The following is a 25,179-nucleotide window of genomic DNA, read 5'->3' as shown; positions in this document are numbered from 1 at the left end:
AACCAGCCCTCAGGCTGGTTGCTTTTTTTAATCCTGCGCCACCCAGTCCACCAGGGCATCCATCACCGGCCGCGCGCCACCGGCATTGGGGTGGTTGATCATGGCCACCAGCACATAGCGCTGGCCCGAATTACCGTGCACATAGCCCGCCAGGGTGTTGGCATCGCGCAGCGAGCCTGTCTTCAGATGGGCATTGGCGCTGGCCTTGCTGCGGCGCAGCGTGCCGTCCATGCCAGAAATCGGCATGGACGCCACAAACTCCGGCATCACGGACGATCCCCAGGCTGCCTGCAGCATATGACCCAGCGCCTGCGCGCTGATGCGTCCCTGGCGGCTCAGGCCTGCGCCGTTTTCCACGACAGGCATGTCCTGCGCAGGCCAGCGCAGCTGCCACCACTGCGCCAGTGCCGTGCGCCCAGCATCAAAGCTGCCTATGCCCAGGCGCTCCTTGCCCAGCGTCAGCAAGACCTGCTGGGTCATGACGTTGTTGCTGTATTTGTTGATGTCACGTACCACCTCAGCCAGCGCAGGCGACTGGTTGACCCACACGGGCTTGAGCCCCTCAGGCACCACCCCCTCGCGCACGCTGCCCGTGATCTGGCCACCCATGCTGCGCCACATGCCTTCCACGGCCTTGAGGGCAAAACGCTCTGGCTCAGGCAGGGCTACGGGCCAGTTCTTGTCACCACAGCTGGCGGGGTAGCTGCCGCGCAACTGCAGGCGCTGGGGATCGCTCCAGTCTGCCTGTAACTGCGTGCGCCAGTCACCACAGGCCGTACCTCTGGGGGCCAGCGGCACCGTGGCAGGTGCCTGGATGCCCGCCAGCGGCAGTTCGTAGTGAATGCGCGCCACACCAGCGGCAGGATCGGGAATAAAGCCCAGCACCTGGGTCTTGTAGTTCACCAGCAGGGCATCAGACCCGGCGTTGTAGGGCCTGAAAGGCTCACCATCAAAGGCGGCAGGGTCGTGCCCCTGCACATCAAAGGCGCTGCGGTCCAGCACGATGTCACCCACAATGACTTTCACGCCCATGCCCTGCAGACGGCCCAGCATCAGCCACAGGCGCTCAGACACCAGCTTGGGGTCGCCCGAGCCCTGGATATAGACCGTGCCCCGAAAAGCACCGTTGTCGATCACCCCATCCAGATACAGCGGTGTGCGCCACACATAGGTGGGGCCCAGCTGCTCCAGCGCGGCATAGGTGGTCACCAGCTTCATGACCGAAGCCGGGTTCATGGACGCTTGCGGCTGCCAGGTCAGGCGCGGTGGCTGCGCTGCCTCGACCGGCGCCACATAGATCGACATCGCACTGGCAGGAATCTGCGCTCGCCCCAGTGCCGCCGCGACAGACGCAGGCAGGGACTGCGCAGCCGCACTGGCAGCTGCACACAGGGCCACAACGGCCATACTCTGGCGCACACTGCGCCACAACAAGGATTTGCACATGGGCACAAAGTGTAGAGGTGGCCTGCGCGGTTTTGCCAGAGCCCACGCGCATGACAATGCCATGCCGCCGATAATTGCAGGCTTGGACGCCACCTGGGCGTCCGTTTTTTCTGTGGCGCGCTCCCTATGAATCTGCTTGCTTTTGACACCAGCACCGACACCTTGTTTATCGCCATCCAGCGTGGCGATCAGCTGTGGCAACACCAGGCAGCCGGAGGGGCGAACTCCTCGGCCACCTTGATTCCCGCCATCCAGCAAGGCCTGAAGGCGCTGGAGCTGCAGCTGTCCGACCTCAAAGCCATTGTCTTTGGCCGCGGCCCCGGCTCTTTCACCGGGCTGCGCACTTCGTGCTCAATTGCCCAAGGTCTGGCCTTGGGCGCCCATCTGCCACTGCTGCCCATCGACACTTTGCTGGCCGTGGCAGAAGATGCCCGCGCCCAGCATGGCATGACCGAGCTCATGGCCGTGCTCGACGCACGCATGTCCGAGGTCTACCACGCAGGCTACCGCTGGAATGCACGCAACAGCCTGTGGGAAGCCACCAGCGCCCTGGGCCTGTGCGCCCCCGAAGCGCTGCAAGTGCCCGAAGGTCTGGCGGTGGTAGGCAATGGCCATGCCGCCTACCCCGACCGCCTGGCACCGGATGCCCGGCATCTGCCGGCCCTGCCCACGGCCACCGCCCTGCTGCGCCTGGCCCCCGCACTGATTGCCAGCGGGCATTTGATGGATGCCTCCCACGCGCTGCCGCTGTACATCCGTGACAAGGTGGCCCAGACCACGGCAGAACGCGAAGCAGCCCGCAAGGCATGATGGCGGCAGACTACCCCCTGGCCGCAGGCCACCAGCTGCTGCCCATGACCGAGGACATGCTGGACACCATCCTGCCCATTGAGCAGGCAGCGTTTCCTCACCCCTGGACGCGCGGCAACTTTGCTGACGCCCTGCGCAGCGGCTATGCAGCGCGCGTACTGGTGCGCGGTGACGAGGTGCTGGGCTACTTCATCGCCATGCAGGTGCTGGACGAAGTGCATCTGCTCAACATCACCGTGGCACCGGCACACCAGCGCCAGGGCTTTGCGCGTGAGCTGCTGCAGTGCCTGGCCCACTGGAGCCGCCACGAGGCCCAGGCCCTGACGCTCTGGCTGGAAGTGCGTGAGAGCAATCTGCGTGCACGCCAGGTGTACGAACGCCACGGTTTTACCCAGGTCGGGGCGCGCAAGAAGTACTATCCGGTAGATCACGGCGAACGCGAAACCGCCATCTTGATGAACATGTCTTTATGTCCTTGAACCTCGACGCCCGCCAACGTGCCATGCTGCAGGAAATGGGCATCACCATCTGGTGGCCCAAGCCTGCGGCAGCTGCAGTCGCTGCACCAGTTCCTGTTGCACAGGCTGCTGCCATGGCCGTAGCGCAAGCGCCGGTTCAAGCCACAGCCACTGCGGTGGTGGATGCGCCTGCCACCGCAGCTCCAGCCGCCACAGCCGCCGCAGCCGCTATCACGGCCCCTGCTGCCGTACCACAGCCAGTGCCTGCGACAGCACCTGCACGCCCAGCCCCCACACCGGCGCCTGCAGTGGCACAAGCCCCAGAAAATGCCGTACAGGACACCGCCTGGCGCATCACCCCTGCGGTGCAGGCCTACCCGGCGGCCACAGGCGGCAGTGCGGACGACGCCTGGCTGGTCATCTGCGAAAGCCCCAACCCCGGCGCGCCACTGGAAGGCGACACCGGCAAGCTGCTCAACAACATGCTGCGTGCGCTGCGCCTGCACCACAGCCCCCATGTCTGGATTGCCTGCATGCAGCGCCCCGGCCATGAGGCCCTGCCTGCACTGAGCCTGCCCCAGACCCCTGTGGACTGGCAAGACCTGCCCGCGGGCCTGGCTGCGAATATGCGCCTGGCGCGCCCCGCACGCATGCTGCTGCTGGGCATGCAGCCCGCACGCGCCGTGCTGCACAGCCAGGAGGCACTGGGCCGCCTGCGCGCCCAGGTACACCAGGTGCACGATGTGCCCACCGTGGTCAGCTACGACCCTGCCTATCTGCTGCGTGCGCCGCATGCCAAGCCCGCCGCCTGGGCCGATCTGTGCCGCGCCCATGCGCTGCGCCCGCCGCCGGCGCTTTGACCCCCTGCACCTGCAGGGCCAAACCTGCAGGCTTTGAACAGGCTCGGCATAATCGTGGGCTTGTCATATTTTTGAGATACCACCGTGGAAACCTACCCCAGTCGGTAGCTTCCATCCTCTCCCAAGGCCGTGCGAGGCATGAGGAAGGACTGGAAGCGCACCCATCTTCGCCCCGCTAAAGCCACAAAAACATTTGGGAGAGCTGCATGCTCAATATCTTTTCGCTGTCCAACGGCCGTCTGGTCCAGGAAGAAATCGAATCCCTGGAAGACCTCAAGCGCTTCCAGCCCATCTGGGTGGACCTGGAGTCCCCCACCCTCGAAGAAAAACGCTGGGTCAAGCAGCACTATGGCCTGTCGATTCCTGACGACGCCATGGACCTGGACATCGAAGAGTCCGCGCGCTTTTACGAAGAAGACAACGGCGATCTGCACATCCGCAGTGACTTTCTGCTCGACGACGAGGAAGACCCCCGCAGCGTGCGCGTGGCCTACATCCTGAACCAGCACAACACCGAGCTCAAATCCTGCGGCGTGCTGTTTTCCATCCACGAAGAAGATATTCCGGTGTTTCGCCTGCTGCGCCTGCGCGCACGCCGTGCGCCCGGCCTGATCGAAGACGCCAAGGATGTGCTGCTCAAGCTGTTTGACGCAGACGCTGAATACTCCGCCGACACGCTGGAAGGCATTTACGACGACCTCAAGCACGTCAGCTCCCGCGTGCTGGACGGCAACGTGACCGACGACTACGCCCAGGAAGTGCTGGCCGATATTGCCCGCCAGGAAGACCTGAACGGCCGCATCCGCCGCAATATGCTGGACACACGCCGCGCCGTGAGCTTCATGATGCGCAGCAAGATGCTCAACGCCGAGCAGTTCGAGGAAGCACGCCAGATCCTGCGTGACATTGAGTCACTGGACAGCCACACGCAGTTCCTGTTCGACAAGATCAACTTCCTGATGGACGCGACCGTCGGTTTTCTGAACATCAACCAGAACAAGATCATCAAGATCTTCTCAGTGGCCAGCGTGGCCCTGCTGCCGCCTACCTTGATTGCCAGCGTCTACGGCATGAACTTCGCGATGATGCCGGAGCTGGAGTGGAAGTACGGCTACGTCTACGCCATCTTGCTGATGATTGCCAGTGCACTCGTGCCCATGCTGTACTTCCGCAAGCGCGGCTGGCTGCGCTAAGCCCTGCGCCCGGCACGGGCGCGTCGCTTTCGCACACCCATCAAAAAAGAAATAGCGCCTTGTGCGCTATTTCTCTATGTTTCAGACACTTTTCTATCTGAAAACCAATATTTTCAAGCGCAAGCAGCTATTTTTTAGATAGCTCCTGCGGCAAGCGCCGCAGCCAGCCCAGCCCCTGACTGGTTCCGGCACGGGGGCGGTACTCGCAGCCTACCCAGCCCGCATAGCCCAGCGCATCCAGCACGCCAAACAGGTAGTCGTAGTTCAGCTCGCCCACATCGGGCTCGTGGCGCTCGGGCACACCGGCAATCTGGATATGGCCCACACGCCCCGTAGGCAGGTACTGGCGCAGCTTCATGGCCACATCACCTTCCACAATCTGGCAGTGGTACAGGTCCATCTGCACCTTGAGATTGGGCGCTGCCACCAGCTGCACCAGGTGGTGCGCCTGGGCCTGCGTCTGCAAGAAGTAGCCCGGCATGTCCCGGCCGTTGATGGGCTCGATCAGCACCTCCACCCCGGCATCGGCCGCAGCCTGTGCCGCCCAGCGCAGATTGCACAGCGCCGTATCTTCCAGCAGCTTGCGCGGCGCGCCCTCGGGCATCCTGCCGCTCATCAGATGAATGCGCGGGCAGCGCAGCGCTTGTGCATAGCGCAGGGCCTGGAGCACACCGGCCTGGAACACCTGCTCCTGCCCCGGCAGACACAGCGTGCCACGCATGCCCTCCTCCCAGGCAGCCACCATGGCCTCGGGCGTATCACCGCCCGGTGGCGCATTGAACAGCACCTGCTGCAGGCCAGCCTGCGCCAGCGTATCGGCCAGTACTTCAGGCGCATAGGCATAGGGAAACAGATATTCCACCGCGGTAAAACCATCGGCTGCAGCGGCAGCAAAGCGCTCCAGAAATGGCTGCTCGGTGTACATCAGTGACAGATTGGCAGCAAAACGTGGCATGGCGCCCTCCTCACACCCATCAGCGCAGACCCATGCGCTGCATGGTCTGCATGCCCACAGCGGGGTCGTCGGTAAACACGCCATCAATGCCTGCGCTCAGAAAGTCTTCCATATCGGCCTGCGCATTGCCACGCAAGGCAGCATTGCTGGCGGGCTGAGCCTTGAGGCTGGCTGGCAGAAACTGGTTTTCCGGGCGCAGGGTCCAGGCATGCACTTTCAGACCAGCCTTCTGGGCCTGCGCGACCAGCGGAGAGGCCGGTGTGTTCTTTCCGTCCACCACGCGGATCACCATGCTCTTGCTCAGGCCCAGCCCATAGGCATAGCTGGCAATGTCGGCCAGGCCCTGCGGTGTGAGCATGTCTGCGTACGTGGTGGCCTTGCCTGCAGCCACGGCGTCATAGGGACTGCCTTTAGGCATGACCAGCTGCACCAGGCGCACCGCGCTCTGGCTGCGAAGCTGGCGCAGATTGCTGACCTCAAAAGACTGCACCAGCACGGGTGCATCGGCATGGTTCCAGCCATTGTCCTCCAGCACCTTCAGCAGGGCAGGCTCCAGCGGCAGGCCGATGGACTGAAAGTAGCTAGGGTGCTTGGTTTCTGGATAAATGCCAATCGTGCGGCCCAGCCTAGCGCTTTCTGCCTTGGCCAGGTCAATGATTTCCTGCAGCGTTGGCACTTCAAACTGGTCGTTAAAGCGCACATTAGCAGGACGCACGGCAGGAATGCGCTCGCGTGCTCGCAGGGTCTTGAGTTCTGCCAGTGTGAAATCTTCGGCAAACCAGCCCGTGATGTCCTTGCCATCTATGCGCTTGGTGTTCTTGCGGTCAGCGAACTCCGGGCGCTCAGCCACATTGGTGGTGGCCTCTTTGACGCTGCCGTCGGCATTCAAAATGGCCATCGCGTTTTCGTGGCGCGCCACCAGCACACCATCCTTGGTGATGACCAGGTCAGGCTCGATAAAGTCCGCCCCTGCGCGAATGGCTTCACGGTAGGCTTCCAGCGTGTGCTCCGGACGCACAGCCGATGCGCCGCGGTGCGCAATCAGCAAAGGTCTGGCCACCTCTGCTTGTACTGCGCTGTGTTGCTGCAATGGCTGGCTGGTGACGCAGCCGCTGAGCCAGATGGTGGCTGCCAGAACAGCCCCCATGCAGGCCGATGTGCGCGAATGACTGGCTTTCATATTCCTGCCCTTGATCTTCAAAATAACAGGAGCAGCTAGCGCTTATGAATGCTTGTTTTCAAATACAAAAGACATTGAAAACCTTGAATATCAAGCGCAAGCAGCTATTGTTTTGAATGCCATGCGTGGTACGCACAGCACTTGCAAGACGCATTATGGGCAGGCAGGCCTTGCCTGGCCTGTCACCTCACTGTCAGCCGCGCTCCAGACAGAACACTGCCGTGCTGGCGCGCAGATTGGGTAAGGTGCGGATGATCTGGCCTTCCTTCAGGCCAAAGGCATCGACCACGTTCAGGCGGTTCTTGTTGGCCAGCACCTCAAAGTCTTTGAACGTACCCACGCGAATGTTCGGCGTGTCATACCACTGGTAAGGCAGGTGGCGCGTCACAGGCATACGCCCGCGCAGCACCGAAAAGCGGTTGGGCCAGTGCGCAAAGTTGGGAAAGCTCACCACACTCATGCGGCCTACGCGGGCCGTTTCACGCAGCATGGTCTCGGCATTGCGCAGGTGCTGCAACGTGTTGATCTGCAGCACCATGTCAAAGCTGTTGTCGTCAAAAATGTTCAGGCCATCGTCCAGATTGAGCTGCAGCACATTGATGCCGCGCTTGACGCAGGCCAGCACATTGGCGTCGTCAATCTCCACGCCATAGCCGGTGCAGCCGCGCTCGCGCTGCAGATAGTCCAGAAAGCTGCCGTCGCCGCAGCCCAGATCCAGCACACGTGCGCCTTCGGGCACAAGCTGGGCCAATGCTTGCATGGTGGGTGTCGCGCTCATGCGTTGAACTCCTTGGCAATACCTTCAAAGTAGGCGCGCATGGCGGCCATGTAACGGGGGTCGTCCAGCAGGAAGGCGTCATGGCCGTGCGGGGCGTCAATCTCGGCGTAGCTCACATCGCGGCCGTTTTGCAGCAGGGCCTGCACGATCTCGCGGCTGCGGCCGGGGGCAAAGCGCCAGTCGGTGGTAAAGCTCACGAGGAAGAACTTGGCCAGGCTCTGCGCCAGTGCGGCCTTGAGGCTGCCGCCGTATTGTTTGGCGGGGTCAAAGTAGTCCAGCGCACGTGTGATCAGCAAATAAGTGTTCGCATCAAAGTAGCTGCTGAACTTGTCGCCCTGGTAGCGCAGATAGCTCTCAATCTGGAACTCGATGTCCTGCGTGGTGAACTTGATGTTCGGCCCTTCGCGCAGCTCACGGCCAAACTTCTGGTTCATCACATCATCACTCAGGTAGGTGATGTGACCAATCATGCGCGCAATGCGCAGGCCGCGCTGCGGAATCACGCCGTGCTCGTAGAAGTCCCCGCCGTGAAAGTCAGGGTCCGTCACGATGGCGCGGCGCGCCACTTCGTTAAAGGCAATGTTCTCTGCATTCAGGTTGGGCGCGCTGGCCACCACCACGGCGTGGCGCATGCGCTCGGGGTACTGCAGCGTCCAGCTCAGCGCCTGCATGCCGCCCAGACTGCCGCCCAGCACCGCCGCCAGCTGCTGGATGCCGAGCCGATCCAGCAGGCGCGCCTGCGCGTGGACCCAGTCTTCCACCGTCAGCACGGGAAAGCTGGAGCCATACACCTTGCCTGTATCGGGGTTGGTGTGCATGGGGCCTGTAGAGCCAAAGCACGAGCCCAGGTTGTTCACCCCAATGACAAAGAACTTGTTGGTATCTACCGACTTGCCAGGACCAATCATGTTGTCCCACCAGCCCGCGCTCTTGGGCTGGTCTTCGTAGACGCCTGCGACATGGTGCGAGGCGTTCAGGGCATGGCAGACGAGGATGGCGTTGGACTTGTCGGCATTGAGTGTGCCGTAAGTCTCGTACGCCAGGGTGTAGTCGCGGATGCTCTTGCCGCTTTGCAGCGGCAGCGCATCGGCGAAATGCATGGATTGTGGTGTGGCGATGAAGGACATGAAAAAACCCGGCATCGCTAAAAACGAGGCCGGGTTCAATACATTCGGTTTCGTCTTTAGCAGGATTTATAAAGCGCCCGCAAGCAGAAGCAAATCGGCGCGTAAGTCCGCATTATGCCAAAGCTGGCACATCCTTGGACAAGAGCGCCAGCACGCCCAGCACCAGGAAGATGCCGGCTGACATGATATGCACCATGCGGATAGGCACTTTCTTGACCAGCTTGTCCCCCAGCCACACCACAGGCGCATTGGCCAGCATCATGCCCAGCGTCGAGCCCAGCACCACCCACAGATAGGCGTTGTACTGCGCAGCCAGCATCACGGTAGCGATCTGCGTCTTGTCGCCCATCTCGGCCAGAAAGAACGCCACCACGGTGGTGCCAAACACGCCCCAGCGTGATTGGTTATCCACATCTTCGTCATCGAGCTTGTCAGGGATAAGCATCCAGATGGCCATGGCGATAAAGGACACACCCAGAATCCAGCGCATCACATCCGGCCCCACCCAGGCATTGACCCAAGCGCCCACCGCACCTGCCAGGCCGTGGTTAATCACCGTGGCCACGAAAATGCCCAGAACGATAGGCCAGGGTTTGCGAAAACGTGCGGCCAGCACCAGAGACAGCAACTGCGTTTTGTCGCCCATTTCTGCGAGGGCCACAATGCCGGTTGAGACGAGGAAGGCTTCCATATATGCGGGGTAAATAGTTACAGGCTGGCTCAAACACGCATTGACTACCACCGCGCCAGCCTTTGGAACGGTTGCAGTCAATGGTCTTGCCCAGCTCTTCCAAGCCGCATGCACCATAGCGCGAAGGCGCCAAGTCTGTTGATGCATGCCTTTGGCGCATTGCACGCCAAACGGACTACTCCCCAAGGACTTGGCTATTGTAGCGATTGAAAAATTCTTTGCGCTGTCTGCCGTCACTTTCCATGCAGTGCAAAGCAACACTGGGGGAAAGCCCGAAGGTCTGTTGTATCCGCGTATAAATTGCGCAGAAATTCCATTGCCAGCCGAACACCTTGCCTCATAATGACCTCGCTCCCAGGTGCGCGGGCACAGGAGCTAGTGCGTTTGCGTCTCTAAGGTGGGTCACGGTTAGCTGGCTTTCGATTAGGGCTCCATCGCGTTTCAAGTTTTTTTCCAGGAGTCCCAAACATGGGCAACAAACTGTACGTAGGCAACCTGCCCTACGCTTTCCGCGACAACGATCTCGAACAAGCCTTCTCTCAGTTCGGCTCCGTGCAGAGCGCAAAGGTCATGATGGAGCGTGACACAGGCCGTTCCAAGGGCTTTGGCTTCGTAGAAATGGGCAGCGACGCTGAAGCCCAATCCGCTATCCAGGGCATGCACGGCCAAAACTACGGCGGCCGTGACCTGGTGGTCAACGAAGCTCGCCCCATGGAGCCTCGTCCTCCCCGCTCCGGTGGCTTCGGCGGTGGCCGTGGCAACGGTGGCGGCTACGGCGGTGGCTTTGGTGGCCGCAACAGCTACTAATTCAAGCGCTCAAGTGCACTAGTTGCACTGGCGTTGCAAAAAGGAACCTTCGGGTTCCTTTTTTGTTTTATTGACATCTTTTACTTCTGAACGGTTGCCATATTTTTGCAACTACCCCAATAATGTTTTCCGCGGTTGATGCATTAACCGCTCCTCATGAAATGTAGTGGAAGCAAAAGCTCCATTGGTTAAATGGCACAGGAGTCTTTAATGGGCAGCAAGTTATATGTAGGGAATTTACCCTATGCCGTTCGCGATCATGATTTACATCAGGCCTTCACCCAGTTTGGAACGGTTGTGAGTGCCCGCGTGATGATGGAAAGAGATACCGGTCGCTCCAAAGGTTTTGGCTTTGTCGAGATGAGTGCTGAAGCAGAAGCCAGCGCTGCCATTGAAGGCATGAATGGTCAGCCACTGGGCAGTCGCAGTCTCATTGTCAATATTGCCCGCCCCATGGAGCCAAGGCCGCCACGCAGCAATAACTACGGCGGCGGCTTTCAGGCGCCAGGCCATGCAGGGCGCAACGATGGCGGCTTCCGCAGCCCTTATGGCACCAATATGCGCAACCGCAACAATGCCGGCAATAAATCCAGTCATCAGGACGGTAACGGTTTCTGAAACTACAGAAAATCAAAAAGGCCCTACAGGGCCTTTTGAAAGTTATGTCCTACAACACATTCAGAATAAATCTGAGATTATTGATTCTTCGGATAAATAATCCCTTTCACACGGCCATTCAGTTCGGTCGTCTGTGAAATATTGTCGTAGTTCATGGAGTCACCCGTGAACTGGTCTTTGCCGCGGTTCAATACCACGGGTAAATGCGACTGCACGCGTTCCTCATTGGTCCAGGCATGCAGAAATTCACCCGTCACACGCATGGGCTGCGAGGGATTCTGCGGCGATGTACGCAGCACTTCGGCATCGCCCACCAGCTGTACTTCCGAGGAATCCGAGTTGCTGATACCGCGCTGAGCAGATGCCACGGTCACCACGCCATCCTGCGCAATGCTGCGTGTACGGACGTCGTCCACCTCCAGAATGTCCGACTTGGGCAGATGTCGCGCCTGCGTGCCCGTCATCACATTGGTCAGGCGACCACTACCGTCAAACTGGTGCACAGAAAAGCGCTCCATCACATAGTCCGGGTCATCCGTGAGCGCGCTTTCCGTCTGAACCTGCAGCGGCTTGGGCGCATGGCGCACCAGCCACCAGGTCCCCATGGCCAGCATGGCCATGAGCACGACGGGCAGGTAGATGGAGGCATGCTCCCACGCACGCTGCAAAGGTTTTTTCATGCCAGGTAAGTCTCCAGCAAAGTTCGGTAATGGCCGCTGGCGACCAGCAGCAGATCGCACAGTTCGCGCACCGCACCCTGACCACCTTGCGCACGTGTCACAAAGTCTGCCACCGCCAGATTCTCTGGGTGTGCGTTGCAGGGTGCGCAGGCCAGGGCACAGCGCTGCATGACGGGCAGGTCAGGCCAGTCATCGCCCATCATGGCAGCCTGGCTCCAGGCCAGCCCCAGGCTGTCCAAAATAGCCTGTGCTGCAGGCAGCTTATCTTCCGTGCCATAGACCGCATGCTGCACACCCAGCTGCTTCAGGCGCAGGCGCAGCGGAGCAGAATCACGCCCCGTAATCACGGCAGGCACGATGCCCGCTTTTTGCAGCAGCTTGATGCCGTGGCCATCGAGGGTGTTGAAGCGCTTGGTGGTTTCGCCCTGCTCCGAGAAATGCAGACCACCATCGGTCAGCACACCATCGACATCAAAAAAGGCAATGCGCACGGGCTGGGCCTGCAGCAAAAGCTCGGGCGCAAACTGCAAGGCAGGTGTGGTGAGGCGCTTGGGCATCAGATCACCTTGGCCAGCATCAGGTCACGGATATGTACCATGCCCAGCAGACGGCGGTCTGCATCGACCACCAGCACCGAGGTAATGCCGTGCTGCTCCATCATGTGCGCGGCATCTACGGCCAGAGCCTCCGGTGCAATGGTGCGAGGCTGCTTGTGCATGAGGTCTCCTGCCTTGGCATTGCGCAGATCCGCACCGTCTTCAATGCGGCGACGCAGATCGCCATCGGTAAAAATGCCCAGCACACGGCGATCGGCATCGACCACCGCGCTGGCCCCCAGGCTCTTGGCACTGATTTCACGCATCAGACGGTCAAAGCCATCGTCTGCCAGCACACTGGGCACATCATCGCCGCTGCGCATCACATCACGCACATGGGTCAGCAGCTTGCGGCCCAGCGCACCACCGGGATGAGACAGCGCAAAGTCTTCGGCCTTGAAACCACGTGCATCCAGCAGCGCCATGGCCAGGGCATCGCCCAGCGCCAGCTGCACCGTGGTGCTGGCTGTAGGTGCCAGATTCAATGGACAGGCCTCACGCACCACGCTGGTATCCAGCACCCAGTTCGAATGCTTGGCGAGGCTGGAGTGCGCACCACCCGTCATGCCCACAATGCGCACACCCTGGCGCTTGAGCGCTGGCAGCAAGGCGGTCAGCTCATTGCTCTCACCGCTGTTGGAGATCGCCAGCACCAGATCCTGACGCGTCACCATACCCAGATCACCGTGGCTGGCTTCTGCAGGGTGCATGAAAAAGGCAGGCGTGCCGGTGGAAGCCAGCGTTGCGGCGATCTTGCGGCCAACGTGACCGCTCTTGCCCATGCCTGTGACCACCACACGGCCAGGGGTGCTCAGAATGGCCTGCGCCACCTGTACAAAGCTGTCGTCCAGTCGCTGTGCCAGCGCTTGCAGGGCCTGAATCTCAATAGACAGTGTTTCGCGCGCGATGGCCAGCGCCTGCGAAGCGCCCAGAACGGGCGCAGTATGCGTGAGGGTGTTCATCCGGCAATTTTATCGACCACTGGGCTTTGTCTGCCCTGCGTACCTGACTCCTGCAGCACCACTCAAGGGTAAGCGGTGCACTTTTCCTAGCGCAAGCGCTGCTGCAGTGCAGCATGTGTGGAGATAACAGCAGATTACATCGCAGTGAAGCGCCCCCCCGTATGCGCAAGGTGCAGGCACTTAGTACACTTTTGCACGTTCACCGCCTTTGATCCTGCCCCCTGTGCGGCAGGGCCTGGGCCTGTTTTAATCTGTCGGTCATTGCACACACGTGCGATGACTTTCTGCCCCTTTCCGGAGCGACTGCGCTCTGAGCCCACCATGTACACCACCAGCGTCAACGACTACCTTCGCCAGCACATCCGCACCGTGCCCGACTGGCCAGCCCCTGGCGTGCAGTTCCGCGACATCACCCCCCTGCTGCAGAATCCGCAGGTATTCCGCATCCTGATCGATGCCTTTGTGCACCGCTACATGTCACCCGAGATGCGCCCAGACGTGGTGGCCGGCCTCGATGCGCGCGGCTTTATCCTGGGCTCCGTCATCGCCTATGAGCTGAATGTGGGTTTTGTGCCCATCCGCAAAAAAGGCAAGCTGCCCTTTACCACCGTAGAAGAGACCTACGAACTCGAATACGGCAGTGCCACCGTCGAGCTGCACACGGATGCCGTCAAGCCCGGCGACAAGGTGCTGCTGATTGACGACCTGATCGCTACCGGCGGCACCATGATGGCTGGCAAGAAGCTGATCGAAAAGCTGGGCGCCACCGTCATGGAGGGTGCTGCCATTGTGGACCTGCCAGAGCTGGGCGGCTCCAAGCTACTGCGTGACACCGGCAAGCTGCCGCTGTTCACACTGGTGGACTTTGCAGGCCACTGAGCGACAAGCACCAGCCACAGCCATCTGTGCATATGTGTTTCCACAAGCCGACATTTGTCGGCTTTTTTGCATTCTGGCGTCAGAATATGCGCGCAGCCATGGCTGCAACGCGGTGTTTCTTCACGCTTCTGTACGTTCGCACCCACCCTTTATGCCCTCTCACCATCTACTGCTGACGCCGTCTCCCTGGCGGCGAGGTCTTCGCATTGTGTTGTGGTTCCTGCTGACTGCCGTGTGCATGCTGTGCTGCGCCTGGGGCGTCATGGCACTGCTGGCACAGGCACCTGCTCAGCACAATATCGCGCAGGCGCTGGCTCTGGTGTGGGGCTTTGCCTGGCTGCTGGCGTGGGGCGCAGGGCTGCTGCAGCGCCGCATGCTGCCCGTGCTGATGGGCGGCACGGTACTCATGCTGGCCATGCTGGTGTGGTGGAGCACCATACTGCCGCGCTCAGACCTGGACTGGGCGCCCGATGTGGAGCATCTGGTCGTGGAGGAAACCGATGCTGCACAGCCTTCCATCGTGCAGCTGCGCAATGTGCGCAACTTTGACTGGCGCAGTGAAACCGACTTCACCCCGCGCTGGGAAACACGCAGCTATGACCTGAACCAGCTTGACAGTGTGGACGTGGCGCTGTCGTACTGGATGGGGCCCGCCATTGCACATACGCTGGTGTCCTTTGGCTTCAAGGATGGGGAACACGTGGTGTTTTCCATCGAGATCCGCAAGGAGTCGCACGAATCCTTTGATGCGCTGGCAGGCTTCTTCAAGCAGTATGAAATGGCCCTGGTTGCCGCCGATGAGCGCGACATTCTGGGCGTGCGTACCAATGTGCGCGGCGAAGAAATCCAGATGTTCCGCATTCACATGCCGCAGGCCGCCATGCGCGAACTCTTCATGGCCTATGCACGCCAGGCCAGCCTGCTGGAATATGCGCCGCGCTTTTACAACACACTCACGGCCAACTGCACCACCATTGTCTGGCAGCTGGCACGGCGCATGGGCCAGGAACTGCCGCTGGACTGGCGGCTGCTGGTGTCCGGCTACCTGCCCGAGTACCTGCGTGACGTAGGTGCACTCGACTCCATGCAGCCGCTGGAGCTGCAGCGCAAGAGTGGTGACATCACCACCCGCGCCCAGCAGTGGCAGCCCCCGGCAGATGCCAGCGACACACAGGCCAGCATCGACTTCTCCCGCTACATTCGCCAAGGCATGTAAAGCGCTGTGCTGTGCACACATCACGCCAGGCAGCACATGCACGCAGGCTAAGCCTGCCTGGGCCAGCGCCTTCTTGGGCGGCGGCGCGCAACCATGCGCCGCCCTTTTTACACTCGCAACCTATGTTGTCTTCCTTTCTGTCGCGCACCCTTGTGGTGGGTCTGCTTGCTGCCGTGCTGGCCGGCTGCGCGGGCGTGACCGTACGCTCTGCCGACCCTGCAAACTATCTGGCCGAGCGCCGCAGCGATGTGCTGACGGCCGGCACCCTCAGCCCTGCCACCCAGGAATCACTGCGCGTGCTGGATCTGGACCTCAAGCGCTGTCTGGCCGATGTGCCCATGTGTCACTACACCTTGGCCAATGCCACCGGCCTGTATGACGAGCAGCGCATGGCCGCGCTGGCCGAGCTGTGGATTTACCAGGCCCGTCAGGCACAGCAGGCCCCCTCGCTGCCCGGCACCCGCACCAGCGCCGAAGTGCAGGCCTGGCTGGAAGCCGCACGCCACGCCTGGGCCTATCTGTTTTTCACACACCGGGAGCCCAGCGAGCGCGCCTTTGAAGACCGCCAGAGCCAGGTGCGTGACTATTACAACCACGCCGTGCAGCAGGCCGTGGCCGGCATGTTTGCGCTCAGCCGCCTGCAGGAAGACCATGTTCCGCTGGAAATTGGCCGCTGGAAGCTGAGCACCGACTTCTCCCACGTCTGGCTGCCTGCCAACAAGCACATGCCGCAGGAGCTGATTCCCGCCACCTCGCTGCGCTTTTCGGGCCTGCGCAACCAGTACCAGCGCAACGGACTGGGTGCCGAGCTGGTCGCCGTCTTTCAGACCGAGGAAGAAGCACAGGCCGCCCATGTGCAGCAACGCAACGTAGAAGGCCCGCCCCGGCCACCGTTTCAGGAGTCGCTCTTTCCGGCACTGACCACGGTCCTGAGCTTTGGCGGCAACACGCTGCAGGAAGTGCTGTCCACCCGCGAGGTGGAGCTGCGCGCCTACGACCCCTACCGCTTTCGCGAAATTCCGCTGGGCAACACCACCGTGCCGCTGGCGGGAAACTTTTCCTCGGGCTACGGCCTGTGGCTGGCGCGCTCGGGCTTTTCCACCCAGGCGCTGCGCACCCTGGTGGGGCTGAACAACGGCATCGTCCAGCCCACGGTCTACCTGATGCAGCCCTATGACCCCAACCGCCGCATCATCGTCATGCTGCATGGTCTGGCCAGCAGCCCGGAAGCCTGGATCAATGTGGCCAATGAAGTGCTGGGCGATGAAACCCTGCGCAGCAACTACCAGGTCTGGCAGGTCTACTACCCCACGAACGCACCGCTGGCACTGAACAACTACGCCATCCGCCAGGCACTGCAGCAGACGCTGCGCCACTTCGACCCCATGGGTACGGCACGCGCCTCGAAGGACATCACGCTGATTGGCCACAGCATGGGCGGCGTGCTGGCACGCCTGATGGTCAGTGAATCGGACGGCAAGGTGCTGGATGCGTTTGCCGCGCACAGCGGCCTGCCGGATGCGCCGCAGGAGCAGGTCCAGCTGCGGGACTTTCTGGAGCTGACCCCGGTACCCCAGGTCAGCAGTGCCATCTTTATTGCTGCGCCCCACCGCGGCACGGACTTTGCCAACAACCGGGTGGCCCGCTGGGTGTCCAACCTCATCACGCTGCCGTTTTCCATGCTGGAGCAGTTTGGCGATGTGGCGCGGCGCCTGGCCCAGAGCGGCCCCAGCATTGGCAAATCCTCGCTGCTGCGCATCCCGAACAGCATCGACAACCTGCGCGACACCGACCCCTATGTGCGTCTGACGGCCGACATACCCATCTCGCCGAAGGTGCGCTACCACTCCATCATCGGCAACCACACGCCCAGCAGCCCGCTGACAGAGAGCAGTGACGGCATCGTGCCCTACCACAGCGCCCACCTGGAAGGTGCGGCCTCCGAGCTGGTCGTACCCTTTGGCCACAGCGTGCAGGAGCACCCGCGGGCCATCGTGGAAATCCGCCGCATTCTGCACAACCAGCTGCTGGGCAGCACAGCCAAAAATAAGTGAGCGCCTTGCGCTGTCAAATTAAGGGTTTCAGACAGTTTTCTATCTGAAACCCTTTTTGCATGCGCGCTAGACGCTACAGGTATTTGCAAAACGGCAAGCCTGCCTTGTTTTGATGCAGCAGCAACTTCCGTTAAGCTCCGTGGATTCAAAATTGCTTATGCATATTAAGAGAGGCTAATCCATGTTTTCCACCCGCACCCTCTGGCGCGCCGTGCTGTCCGCCACCGCCTGTGTCGCAGCCTTTGCCACCACGGCCCATGCCGCCGAAGCAGACGCCTACCCCAGCAAGCCCATCACCCTGGTGATTCCCTACTCTGCGGGTGGCTCGACCGACATTCTGGGCCGCCTGCTGGCCCAGAAGCTGGGTGAGCGCATGAACGTCTCGGTGGTCGTGGAAAACAAGCCCGGTGCCAACGGCACCATTGGCGTGGATCGCGTTGCCAAGTCGGAGCCCGATGGCTACACCATCGTGCTCGGTGACGTAGGCGGCCTGGCCATCTCGCCCAGCCTCTACCCCAAGCTGCCCTACAACCCGCTCAAGGATCTGGCGCCTGTGAGCCTGGTGGGCCGCAGCCCCCTGGTGCTGACCGTGGGCAGCAAGAGTCCACTGAACTCGCTGGCAGACCTGACCGCCGCAGCCAAGGCCAACCCCGGCAAGCTGAACTATCCCTCCTCCGGCACGGGCGGCCCCAACCACATGGGCGGTGCGCTCTACGCCCTGCAGGCGGGGGTGGATGTGACCCACATCCCCTACAAGGGCAGTGCGCCTTCCGTGGTATCGCTGGTCTCGGGTGAAACGGATTTTGGCTTTCTGACGGCGGTGACCATCAACTCCCAGCTCAACGCAGGCAATGTCCGTGCGCTGGCTGTGGCCCACAGCGAACGCCTGCCTGCCATGCCCAATGTGCCCACCATGCACGAAGCGGGTCTGAAGAATTTTGTGGCTGACGCCTGGTTCATGGCGGCCGTGCCTGCAGGCACACCCCAGCCCATCATCGATCGCCTGCAAAAGGAAATTGCTGCCGTGCTGCCCGAGCCTGATGTGACCAGCAAGCTCGACAGCGTGGGCGTGCTGCCTGCGGGGCTGTCCGTGAAGGCTTCGCAGGACTTCCTGGCCAGCGAAATCGTCAAGTGGCGCGACGTGGTGCACAACGCCAAGATCACACTGGAATAAGCCGGCCGCCGCTGGCAGGCCAGGTGCAGCCATGCAGCGCCTAGGGCGCAGCGGCTGCACCCTGCGTCTGCTGCAGGCTGGCCTTTTCGGCTTCCAGTGCCTGTAGTGCGCTGCGCAACTGGTTGGCCGTCACCTGGCATTGCGCCACCAGCACTTCCATGTCCTGCCAGCTGGAGGCCGACTCCGGCCCTTCCATCATGGCCATGGCGCGGCGGGTATGCAGCACTGCCATCAGCGTGTCGCAATGCTTCAAATGGCTTTGCAGCGCCTCACGCGCCCGGGGCAGTTCGATGCGCTCCAGCACCTGCAGGCGCTGTGCACCTGCGGTCTGTACCTCTGCTGGCACTGTCTCCAGCTGCTGTGCAGGCACCTGCGCAGTCGCACCGAATCCCACCATTGCCAGCACCACGGCGCCGCAGCGCCCGATAGGCCTTATTCGTCTCCACCACATATATAGCCCTGTTCCGGGTGTTATTGCCATGGGCACATGGTAGCGGCGAAGCGGGCGGCGCTGGGAAAAGGAGGGCGTGCCTTACTTGCCGATGCAGAAGCTGGAGAAGATCACGCCCAGCAAATCGTCCGAGGTGAATTCGCCCGTAATGCTGTTGAGCGCGGTCTGCGCCAGGCGCAGCTCTTCGGCCAGGATGTCCAGCGCCGGGCCGGGCACGTTCAGCTGGGCATGGGCTTCTTCCAGATGCACCCCCACCGCCTGCAGCGCTTCGACATGGCGTGCGCGAGCAATGTACAGACCTTCAGCGGCCGACTGCCAGCCCGCCACCTGCAGCAGGCGCTGGCGCACGGCATCCAGCCCTTCGCCCGTGCGGGCGGACAGGCTAAGGGGCGCTTCCGTGCCCTTGCGGCCTGCCAGCGGAGCCAGTGGCTGCATCTGCGCCGCGATCACGCCCGGAGCTGCCAGGTCGGCCTTGTTCCACAGATCAATCACGGGGATGCTCGGCGCAATCCGATCGGCCAGGGTCTGGGCAATGTCCAGATCCGCCGCCACATAGTCTGCATCGTGCATGCGCGAGAGGTCGTGAAGGAAGAGCACGGCGTCTGCCGCGGCAATCTCCTCCCAGGCACGCGCAATGCCGATGCGCTCCACCTCATCGTCGCTGTCGCGCAGGCCTGCAGTGTCAATCACATGCAGGGGCACACCGTCGATCTGGATGGTCTGCTGCACCTTGTCGCGCGTAGTACCTGCAATCGGCGTGACGATGGCCAGCTCTGCGCCTGCCAGCGCATTGAGCAGCGAGCTTTTACCCGCATTGGGCTGGCCCGCAATCACCACCTTGATGCCTTCGCGCAACAGCGCGCCCTGCTGGGTGCGTGCCAGCACCAGGCCGAGCTGGTCGCGCAGGCTGTCGAGCTGGCCGTAGGCATCGGCCTTTTGCAGAAAGTCGATTTCTTCTTCGGGGAAGTCCAGCGTGGCCTCCACCAGCATGCGCAGGTGCACCAGTGCGTCACGCAGTTCGCCAATCTCGCGCGAGAACTCGCCCGACAGCGATCGACTGGCACTGCGCGCAGCGGCTTCGGTGCTGGCGTCGATCAGGTCGGCAATCGCCTCGGCCTGGGCCAGATCGATCTTGTCGTTCATGAAGGCGCGCTGGGTGAACTCTCCGGGCTCAGCCAGACGCAGGCCGGGCAGCACGGGAGCATCCGCTTGCGTGCGTGCCTGCGCCGCTTCCAGGCAGCGAGCCAGCAGCAGCTGCAGCACCACGGGGCCGCCGTGGGCCTGCAGTTCCAGCACGTCTTCGCCGGTGTAGCTGTTGGGGCCGGGAAAGTAAATCGCCAGACCGTGGTCAATGGGCGCACCCTTGCTGTCTCGGAAGGGCAGATAGGAGGCCTCGCGGGGCTTGAGATCCTTGCCCAGCAGGTGGCGCACAAAGCCTGCCAGCTGCTTTCCGGAGACACGCACAATGCCCACGGCCCCGCGTCCGGGGGCTGTGGCAATGGCGACGATGGGGTCGTTATGGCGCGCAAGCATGGCTGGTCATCCTATGTTGGGCTGCCACTGCGGCAGCCTTCCTTCAAAACAGGAGCACTTTGCGCTCGTCTTTATTGGTTTTCAGCATGATTTCTATCTGAAACCTAGAGCACACAAGCGCTAAACGCTCTTGTTTTGAAAGAACAAGGGCCGCTTGCGCGGCCCCTGATGCTTTCTCTCAGCGCAAGGGCTGAATTATTTCTTCTTGTTGTTGCTGTCAGGCGTTTTCTTCAAGAAGCTGGGCAGGTTGAACTGCGGTGGCACACCCATGCGTGTGTTGATGACCCACTGCTGGGCAATCGACAGGATGTTGTTGGTCAGCCAGTACAGCACCAGACCTGCGGGGAACATGAAGAACATCACGCTGAAGATCAGCGGCATGATCCACATCATCTTGGCCTGCATAGGATCTGGCGGCACAGGGTTCAGGGCCGTCTGCAGCATGGTGGACAGCAGCATCAGCACAGGCAGGATGAACAGCGGATCCTTGGCCGACAGGTCAGAAATCCACAGCCAGCTGGCGTGACGGATTTCCACCGACGACAGCAGCACCCAGTACAGCGCAATAAACACTGGAATCTGGATCATGATGGGGAAGCAGCCACCCATGGGGTTGACCTTTTCCTCACGGTAGATGCGCATCATCTCCTGCTGCATCTGCTGGGGATTGTTCTTCAGGCGCTCACGCATCTCCATGATGCGGGGGTTGATGGCCTTCATCTTGGCCATCGAGGCATAGGCCTTGGCGTTGAGCCAGTAGAACAGAATCTTCAGGAACAGCACCAGGCCCACGATGGACCAGCCCCAGTTGCCCAGCACGCTGTGGATCTTGTCCAGCAGCCAGTACAGCGGCTTGGCCAGAATGGTCAGCCAGCCGTAGTCCTTGACCAGTTCCAGGCCAGGAGCCAGCGCTTCCAGCACCTTCTCCAGCTGAGGACCGGCGAACAGGCGTGCGTCCAGCGTCTTGGTCTCACCGGGCTGGATGGTGCCCAGCGGCGTGATCAGGCCGGCAGCAAACAGGTCGTTGCCCACCTTGCGGGCAAAGTTGTCGCGGTAGATGCCTTCACCCAGCAGCCAGGCGCTGGCAAAGTAGTGCTGCACCATGGCCACATAGCCGCTGTTCGCAGTTTCCTGGAAGCTGGCCTTGCCCTTGGTGATGTCCTCAAACGACACCTTCTGGAACTTCTGCTCTTCCGAGTAGAACGCAGGGCCGGTGTAGGTGGAGTAGAAAGCACTGTCTGCACCTTCGTGCGTGCCATCACGCATCAGCTGCAGGTACAGCTGGGGCGTCACGGCAGCGCTGCCGGTGTTGACCACTTCATGCTTCACGCCAATGGCGTAGGAGCCACGCTTGAGCGTAAACGTCTTGATCAGCTTCACGCCACCCTGCTCGGGCGACTCAAAGCGCACCTGCAGCTCGTCCTGACCGTCCTTGAGTTCACGGTCGCCAGGCAGCAGGTTCATCACGGTCTTGTGGGTGGGGAAGTCGCCCCCCACCAGACCCGTCTGGGCCACATAGACGCGCTTTGCACTGTCTTCAAACAGCACGAAAGGCTGCTTCAGGCTTTCGTTCTGGGCGTAGTCCAGCAGCTCGGCATTCACCACCGCACCGCCCTGGCCGTCAAAGGTCAGACGCAGCACATCGGTAGACACCGTGACTTTTTCGCGCACAACGGGCGCGGTCTCAGGCATGTCAGGCAGCGCAGCCGCACCAGAAGCAGACTGTGCACTGGCCTCAGGCACATCCGCAGGCTTGTCCTGTGCAGGCGCCGTAGCCGTCGCTGGCGCAGGAGTTGGGAAAAACGTGGCAGGTCTGCCATTGTGGATTTGCCATTGGTCCCATAGCAGCACTATGGAGAAACCAAATATCACCCACAGGATGGTGCGGCGAATGTCGTTCATGAAGACTTCTTTGGTGAGGAAGAGGAGGTCAAAGCAGTAAACAGCTTGGGCGCTTTTTCAGGCACGGGATCATGCCCTCCATCACACCACGGGTGACAGCGTACCAGCCGACGCAGCGTCAGATACGAACCGGCTGCTGCGCCATGTCGTTCCAGCGCCTGCAGGGAGTAGACAGAGCAGGTCGGCTCAAAGCGGCAGGCAGAGCCCAGCCAGGGGCTCAGCAGCAGACGGTAGCCACGCACTATCGCCATGAGCAGGGCCTTCATCATGCGCCTACCCCGGACTTGGTTCCGTCGCTGCGGCGACGGGCGGTGTCTGCTTGGGCGCAGCACTTTGCTTGCGCCGCGTGGCATGTGCCAGCAGCTGCTGCAGCTCGGCGCGCACGGCCCGCTTGAGCGGCTCGGAGCTGGCACTGATGAATTGCTTACGGTCAAAGCCCGCGCGCAGACGCACCACATAGGCAGCTGCAGGCAAGGCTTGCAGCTGCGAGGCGCTGTCGCTGACGACGGCATACACCTGACGCTTGATCAGGTGCCGAGTCACCGAGTGCTTGGCCCAGCGCTTGGGTGCCATACAGCCTATCCACACCTGCGGCATCTTGCACCCGGGCACGACAAACAGGGCCTGCGGTGCCTGCTCTGCGAGCTTTGCACCGGGCCCTGTTGGCTCAGCGTCCTTGACGACATCGGCTTCACTGAGCACCAGACGGTGCAAAGCAAAGTGCGGCGTCCGGGAAACAATTCCCCCGGACATGGCCGCCTGAAATTGGGAGCGCGTCTTCAGCCGTTGCATCACAGCACGCCCTGCCAGCAAGCAGGTAATGGTGTCAGGCAGTCGGCCAAGCTGGCAGTCCTTAGACAGCCAGACGCTTGCGACCCTTGGCGCGGCGTGCGTTGATCACGGCACGGCCGCCCTTGGTCTTCATGCGCACCAGGAAACCGTGGGTGCGAGCGCGCTTGGTCTTGGAGGGTTGGTATGTACGCTTCATGTTCGTTCCTTGAGAAGGTTCAGTTGTTTTGACCGGCCTGTGCATTCCGCATGAATGCACGCGGCCCAATTTTCCCCGACTCGGCACGTCTGCAGGCGCTGCTGCTCAACAAAAGGCAACTGCTGCAAAAAGCCTTGCACGGGCCATATCACCCTGAACACATTCAGGGAAACCCAAAATTATCTCAGTGTTAGCACTCTCTTGCAATGTCCCTCTGAAGATGGCCCAAAATACGTAATTTCCGCAGTCAGAATAAAAAAGTGCCACCGGTTTGTGGATAACTTTTTGAAAAGCTACAATCCTCACCCCGCATCCGTTCCTCCTATCCACAAAAAAGTACCACCCATTGCAATGACAGAGGAACTCACCAATGACGCAGGCTTAGGCCTTTGGCTCGCCTGCGTTGAGCAGCTCAGTCAAGACCTGCCTGAACAACAATTCAACACCTGGATCAAGCCTTTGACCGCCGTTGTGGCTGAAGACTTCTCCAAGGTGACGGTGTACGTGGCCAACCGCTTCAAGCTGGACTGGATTCGTGCCCAGTACGCAGCCCGCATTGCTGGTTTGCTGGAAGATCTGTACGGCCAACCGGTGACACTGGAGTTAGCACTCGCTCAGCGTGAAGGCGTGACACGCACTTATGTGCGCCCCTATCAGGCCGAGCGCAGCACGCCTGCAGAAGTGCCTACGCTGCTGCCTGCCAATGCCGCACCGGAAGAGTCTGCGGCACCGGCTTTCCGCACCCGCCTGAACTCTGCCCTGACCTTTGAAACGCTGGTGGAAGGTACTGCCAACCGCATGGCACGCTCGGCGGCCATGCACGTGGCGGCTTCGCCCGGACACCTGTACAACCCACTGTTTATCTACGGGGGTGTGGGTCTGGGTAAAACCCACCTGGTACATGCTGTGGGCAACAAGCTGCTGGAAGACCGTCCGGATGCCAAGGTTCTCTACATCCACGCTGAACAATTTGTCTCGGATGTGGTCAAGGCTTACCAGCGCCGCACCTTTGATGAGTTCAAGGAGCGCTATCACTCGCTCGATCTTTTGTTGATCGACGACGTACAGTTTTTCGCCAACAAAGACCGTACGCAGGAAGAGTTCTTTAACGCGTTCGAAGCTCTGCTGGCCAAGAAGAGCCACATCGTGATGACATCAGACACCTACCCCAAGGGTCTGACCAATATCCACGAACGCCTGGTTTCGCGTTTTGACTCGGGCCTGACCGTGGCCATTGAGCCACCCGAGCTGGAAATGCGCGTGGCGATTCTGATCAACAAGGCCCGCGCCGAAAACGCTGAAATGCCGGAAGAGGTCGCCTTCTTCGTGGCCAAGAACGTACGCTCCAACGTGCGTGAGCTGGAAGGCGCACTGCGCAAGATTCTTGCTTACTCGCGTTTCAACCAGAAAGAGATCTCCATCCAGCTGGCGCGTGAAGCGCTGCGCGATCTGCTGAGCATTCAGAACCGCCAGATCAGCGTGGAGAACATCCAGAAAACCGTGGCCGACTACTACAAGATCAAGGTGGCGGATATGTACAGCAAGAAGCGCCCCGCGTCGATTGCCCGTCCGCGCCAGATCGCCATGTACCTGGCCAAGGAACTGACCCAGAAGAGCCTGCCCGAAATTGGCGAGCTGTTCGGTGGTCGCGACCACACCACAGTGCTGCACGCGGTGCGCAAGATTGCCGCCGAGCGACAGCAACAGACCGAGCTGAACCAGCAATTGCATGTGCTGGAGCAAACGCTCAAAGGCTGATGGAATTACCCTCGTCCAGCCCGGGCCTACCGGGCAAAATGAGGGGGTTTTGAGTGGCAAGAG

The 25,179-nt window shown here is 61.1% G+C and carries 26 protein-coding genes and 1 riboswitch; of the genes, 11 read left to right on the top strand and 15 right to left on the bottom strand.

Features of this window, described 5'->3' with window-relative positions; translation table 11 throughout:
* Positions 1–27: 27 nt before the first annotated feature.
* A complete protein-coding gene (gene dacB / locus B5M06_RS06255) occupies positions 28–1,407 on the bottom strand; it encodes a D-alanyl-D-alanine carboxypeptidase/D-alanyl-D-alanine endopeptidase (RefSeq protein WP_240184039.1) in 1,380 nt (459 codons plus the stop codon).
* A gap of 165 nt (positions 1,408–1,572) precedes the next feature.
* On the opposite strand from dacB, the gene tsaB reads away from it, so the two are divergent.
* From tsaB to corA, 4 genes are all read left to right on the top strand, one after another.
* On the top strand, positions 1,573–2,256 hold the full coding sequence (gene tsaB / locus B5M06_RS06250; RefSeq protein WP_054065400.1) for a tRNA (adenosine(37)-N6)-threonylcarbamoyltransferase complex dimerization subunit type 1 TsaB: 684 nt from the start codon (positions 1,573–1,575) through the stop codon (positions 2,254–2,256).
* Positions 2,256–2,735, top strand: a complete 480-nt coding sequence (gene rimI / locus B5M06_RS06245) for a ribosomal protein S18-alanine N-acetyltransferase (RefSeq protein ID WP_054065440.1) — start codon at positions 2,256–2,258, stop codon at positions 2,733–2,735. Before tsaB ends, rimI begins: the two co-directional genes overlap by 1 nt.
* A complete protein-coding gene (locus B5M06_RS06240; protein ID WP_077344371.1) occupies positions 2,726–3,574 on the top strand; it encodes a uracil-DNA glycosylase family protein in 849 nt (282 codons plus the stop codon). The genes rimI and B5M06_RS06240 overlap by 10 nt, the downstream gene beginning before the upstream one ends.
* A gap of 206 nt (positions 3,575–3,780) precedes the next feature.
* On the top strand, positions 3,781–4,767 hold the full coding sequence (gene corA, locus B5M06_RS06235; RefSeq protein WP_054065398.1) for a magnesium/cobalt transporter CorA: 987 nt from the start codon (positions 3,781–3,783) through the stop codon (positions 4,765–4,767).
* A 127-nt stretch (positions 4,768–4,894) separates the two neighbouring features.
* On the opposite strand, the gene otnI is transcribed toward corA, so the two are convergent.
* The 5 genes from otnI to B5M06_RS06210 form a co-directional block, all read right to left on the bottom strand.
* Entirely contained in the window at positions 4,895–5,722 is an 828-nt protein-coding gene (gene otnI, locus B5M06_RS06230) for a 2-oxo-tetronate isomerase (RefSeq protein ID WP_054065397.1), read from the bottom strand.
* Positions 5,723–5,741: 19 nt separating this feature from the next.
* Positions 5,742–6,902 carry a glycerophosphodiester phosphodiesterase gene (locus B5M06_RS06225; protein ID WP_080025189.1) on the bottom strand — a complete coding sequence of 387 codons (1,161 nt, stop codon included), beginning with the start codon at positions 6,900–6,902 and terminating at the stop codon, positions 5,742–5,744.
* Between the two features lie 193 nt (positions 6,903–7,095).
* Positions 7,096–7,680: a methionine biosynthesis protein MetW gene (metW, locus tag B5M06_RS06220; RefSeq protein ID WP_054065396.1), complete on the bottom strand. Its 585-nt coding sequence runs from the start codon at positions 7,678–7,680 to the stop codon at positions 7,096–7,098.
* Positions 7,677–8,807 carry a homoserine O-succinyltransferase MetX gene (gene metX / locus B5M06_RS06215; protein ID WP_054065438.1) on the bottom strand — a complete coding sequence of 377 codons (1,131 nt, stop codon included), beginning with the start codon at positions 8,805–8,807 and terminating at the stop codon, positions 7,677–7,679. The genes metW and metX overlap by 4 nt, the downstream gene beginning before the upstream one ends.
* A 112-nt stretch (positions 8,808–8,919) precedes the next feature.
* Entirely contained in the window at positions 8,920–9,498 is a 579-nt protein-coding gene (locus B5M06_RS06210; RefSeq protein WP_054065395.1) for a TMEM165/GDT1 family protein, read from the bottom strand.
* 21 nt (positions 9,499–9,519) lie between these two features.
* A riboswitch (yybP-ykoY riboswitch) is annotated at positions 9,520–9,694 on the bottom strand.
* Positions 9,695–9,966: 272 nt separating this feature from the next.
* On the opposite strand from B5M06_RS06210, the gene B5M06_RS06205 reads away from it, so the two are divergent.
* Together B5M06_RS06205 and B5M06_RS06200 are read left to right on the top strand one after the other, a co-directional pair.
* The gene (locus B5M06_RS06205; RefSeq protein ID WP_054065394.1) at positions 9,967–10,305 is read left to right on the top strand and encodes an RNA recognition motif domain-containing protein; all 339 of its coding nucleotides are present in this window, start codon (positions 9,967–9,969) and stop codon (positions 10,303–10,305) included.
* A 210-nt stretch (positions 10,306–10,515) separates the two neighbouring features.
* Complete coding sequence (locus B5M06_RS06200; protein WP_054065393.1) at positions 10,516–10,923, top strand: RNA recognition motif domain-containing protein; 408 nt, start codon at positions 10,516–10,518, stop codon at positions 10,921–10,923.
* Between the two features lie 77 nt (positions 10,924–11,000).
* On the opposite strand, the gene lptC is transcribed toward B5M06_RS06200, so the two are convergent.
* Genes lptC through B5M06_RS06185 form a run of 3 tightly spaced genes read right to left on the bottom strand, consistent with a single transcriptional unit; the run spans position 11,001 to position 13,161 of the window.
* Complete coding sequence (lptC, locus tag B5M06_RS06195) at positions 11,001–11,603, bottom strand: LPS export ABC transporter periplasmic protein LptC (RefSeq protein ID WP_054065392.1); 603 nt, start codon at positions 11,601–11,603, stop codon at positions 11,001–11,003.
* Positions 11,600–12,160: a KdsC family phosphatase gene (locus B5M06_RS06190; protein ID WP_054065391.1), complete on the bottom strand. Its 561-nt coding sequence runs from the start codon at positions 12,158–12,160 to the stop codon at positions 11,600–11,602. Before B5M06_RS06190 ends, lptC begins: the two co-directional genes overlap by 4 nt.
* The gene (locus B5M06_RS06185) at positions 12,160–13,161 is read right to left on the bottom strand and encodes a KpsF/GutQ family sugar-phosphate isomerase (RefSeq protein ID WP_054065390.1); all 1,002 of its coding nucleotides are present in this window, start codon (positions 13,159–13,161) and stop codon (positions 12,160–12,162) included. The genes B5M06_RS06190 and B5M06_RS06185 overlap by 1 nt, the downstream gene beginning before the upstream one ends.
* 321 nt (positions 13,162–13,482) lie before the next feature.
* Between B5M06_RS06185 and B5M06_RS06180 the strand changes: the two genes are divergently transcribed.
* From B5M06_RS06180 to B5M06_RS06165, 4 genes are all read left to right on the top strand, one after another.
* Entirely contained in the window at positions 13,483–14,040 is a 558-nt protein-coding gene (locus B5M06_RS06180; protein WP_054065437.1) for an adenine phosphoribosyltransferase, read from the top strand.
* 208 nt (positions 14,041–14,248) lie between these two features.
* Positions 14,249–15,256, top strand: a complete 1,008-nt coding sequence (locus tag B5M06_RS06175; RefSeq protein ID WP_240184009.1) for an Lnb N-terminal periplasmic domain-containing protein — start codon at positions 14,249–14,251, stop codon at positions 15,254–15,256.
* Positions 15,257–15,378: 122 nt separating this feature from the next.
* Entirely contained in the window at positions 15,379–17,310 is a 1,932-nt protein-coding gene (locus tag B5M06_RS06170) for an esterase/lipase family protein (RefSeq protein ID WP_054065389.1), read from the top strand.
* Positions 17,311–17,491: 181 nt separating this feature from the next.
* Positions 17,492–18,484, top strand: a complete 993-nt coding sequence (locus B5M06_RS06165; protein ID WP_054065388.1) for a Bug family tripartite tricarboxylate transporter substrate binding protein — start codon at positions 17,492–17,494, stop codon at positions 18,482–18,484.
* Between the two features lie 40 nt (positions 18,485–18,524).
* Here B5M06_RS06165 and B5M06_RS06160 read toward each other — a convergent pair whose 3' ends face one another.
* The 6 genes from B5M06_RS06160 to rpmH all read right to left on the bottom strand — a co-directional run bounded on the left by B5M06_RS06160 (position 18,525) and on the right by rpmH (position 23,358).
* On the bottom strand, positions 18,525–18,881 hold the full coding sequence (locus B5M06_RS06160) for a hypothetical protein (protein ID WP_054065387.1): 357 nt from the start codon (positions 18,879–18,881) through the stop codon (positions 18,525–18,527).
* Between the two features lie 135 nt (positions 18,882–19,016).
* Positions 19,017–20,468 carry a tRNA uridine-5-carboxymethylaminomethyl(34) synthesis GTPase MnmE gene (gene mnmE / locus B5M06_RS06155; RefSeq protein ID WP_054065386.1) on the bottom strand — a complete coding sequence of 484 codons (1,452 nt, stop codon included), beginning with the start codon at positions 20,466–20,468 and terminating at the stop codon, positions 19,017–19,019.
* Between the two features lie 195 nt (positions 20,469–20,663).
* Entirely contained in the window at positions 20,664–22,370 is a 1,707-nt protein-coding gene (gene yidC / locus B5M06_RS06150) for a membrane protein insertase YidC (RefSeq protein WP_054065385.1), read from the bottom strand.
* The gene (gene yidD / locus B5M06_RS06145; RefSeq protein ID WP_054065384.1) at positions 22,367–22,639 is read right to left on the bottom strand and encodes a membrane protein insertion efficiency factor YidD; all 273 of its coding nucleotides are present in this window, start codon (positions 22,637–22,639) and stop codon (positions 22,367–22,369) included. Before yidD ends, yidC begins: the two co-directional genes overlap by 4 nt.
* 4 nt (positions 22,640–22,643) lie before the next feature.
* The gene (locus tag B5M06_RS06140) at positions 22,644–23,162 is read right to left on the bottom strand and encodes a ribonuclease P protein component (protein ID WP_054065435.1); all 519 of its coding nucleotides are present in this window, start codon (positions 23,160–23,162) and stop codon (positions 22,644–22,646) included.
* A 61-nt stretch (positions 23,163–23,223) separates the two neighbouring features.
* On the bottom strand, positions 23,224–23,358 hold the full coding sequence (gene rpmH / locus B5M06_RS06135) for a 50S ribosomal protein L34 (RefSeq protein ID WP_042412105.1): 135 nt from the start codon (positions 23,356–23,358) through the stop codon (positions 23,224–23,226).
* A gap of 351 nt (positions 23,359–23,709) precedes the next feature.
* On the opposite strand from rpmH, the gene dnaA reads away from it, so the two are divergent.
* Positions 23,710–25,116: a chromosomal replication initiator protein DnaA gene (dnaA, locus tag B5M06_RS06130; RefSeq protein ID WP_054065383.1), complete on the top strand. Its 1,407-nt coding sequence runs from the start codon at positions 23,710–23,712 to the stop codon at positions 25,114–25,116.
* The last annotated feature ends 63 nt before the right edge of the window (positions 25,117–25,179 follow it).

Origin of the sequence: Comamonas kerstersii (genome assembly GCF_002056725.1) — a bacterium.
Taxonomy (GTDB): Bacteria; Pseudomonadota; Gammaproteobacteria; order Burkholderiales; family Burkholderiaceae_C; genus Comamonas; species Comamonas kerstersii.
This window is presented reverse-complemented; position numbering and strand designations above follow the sequence as displayed.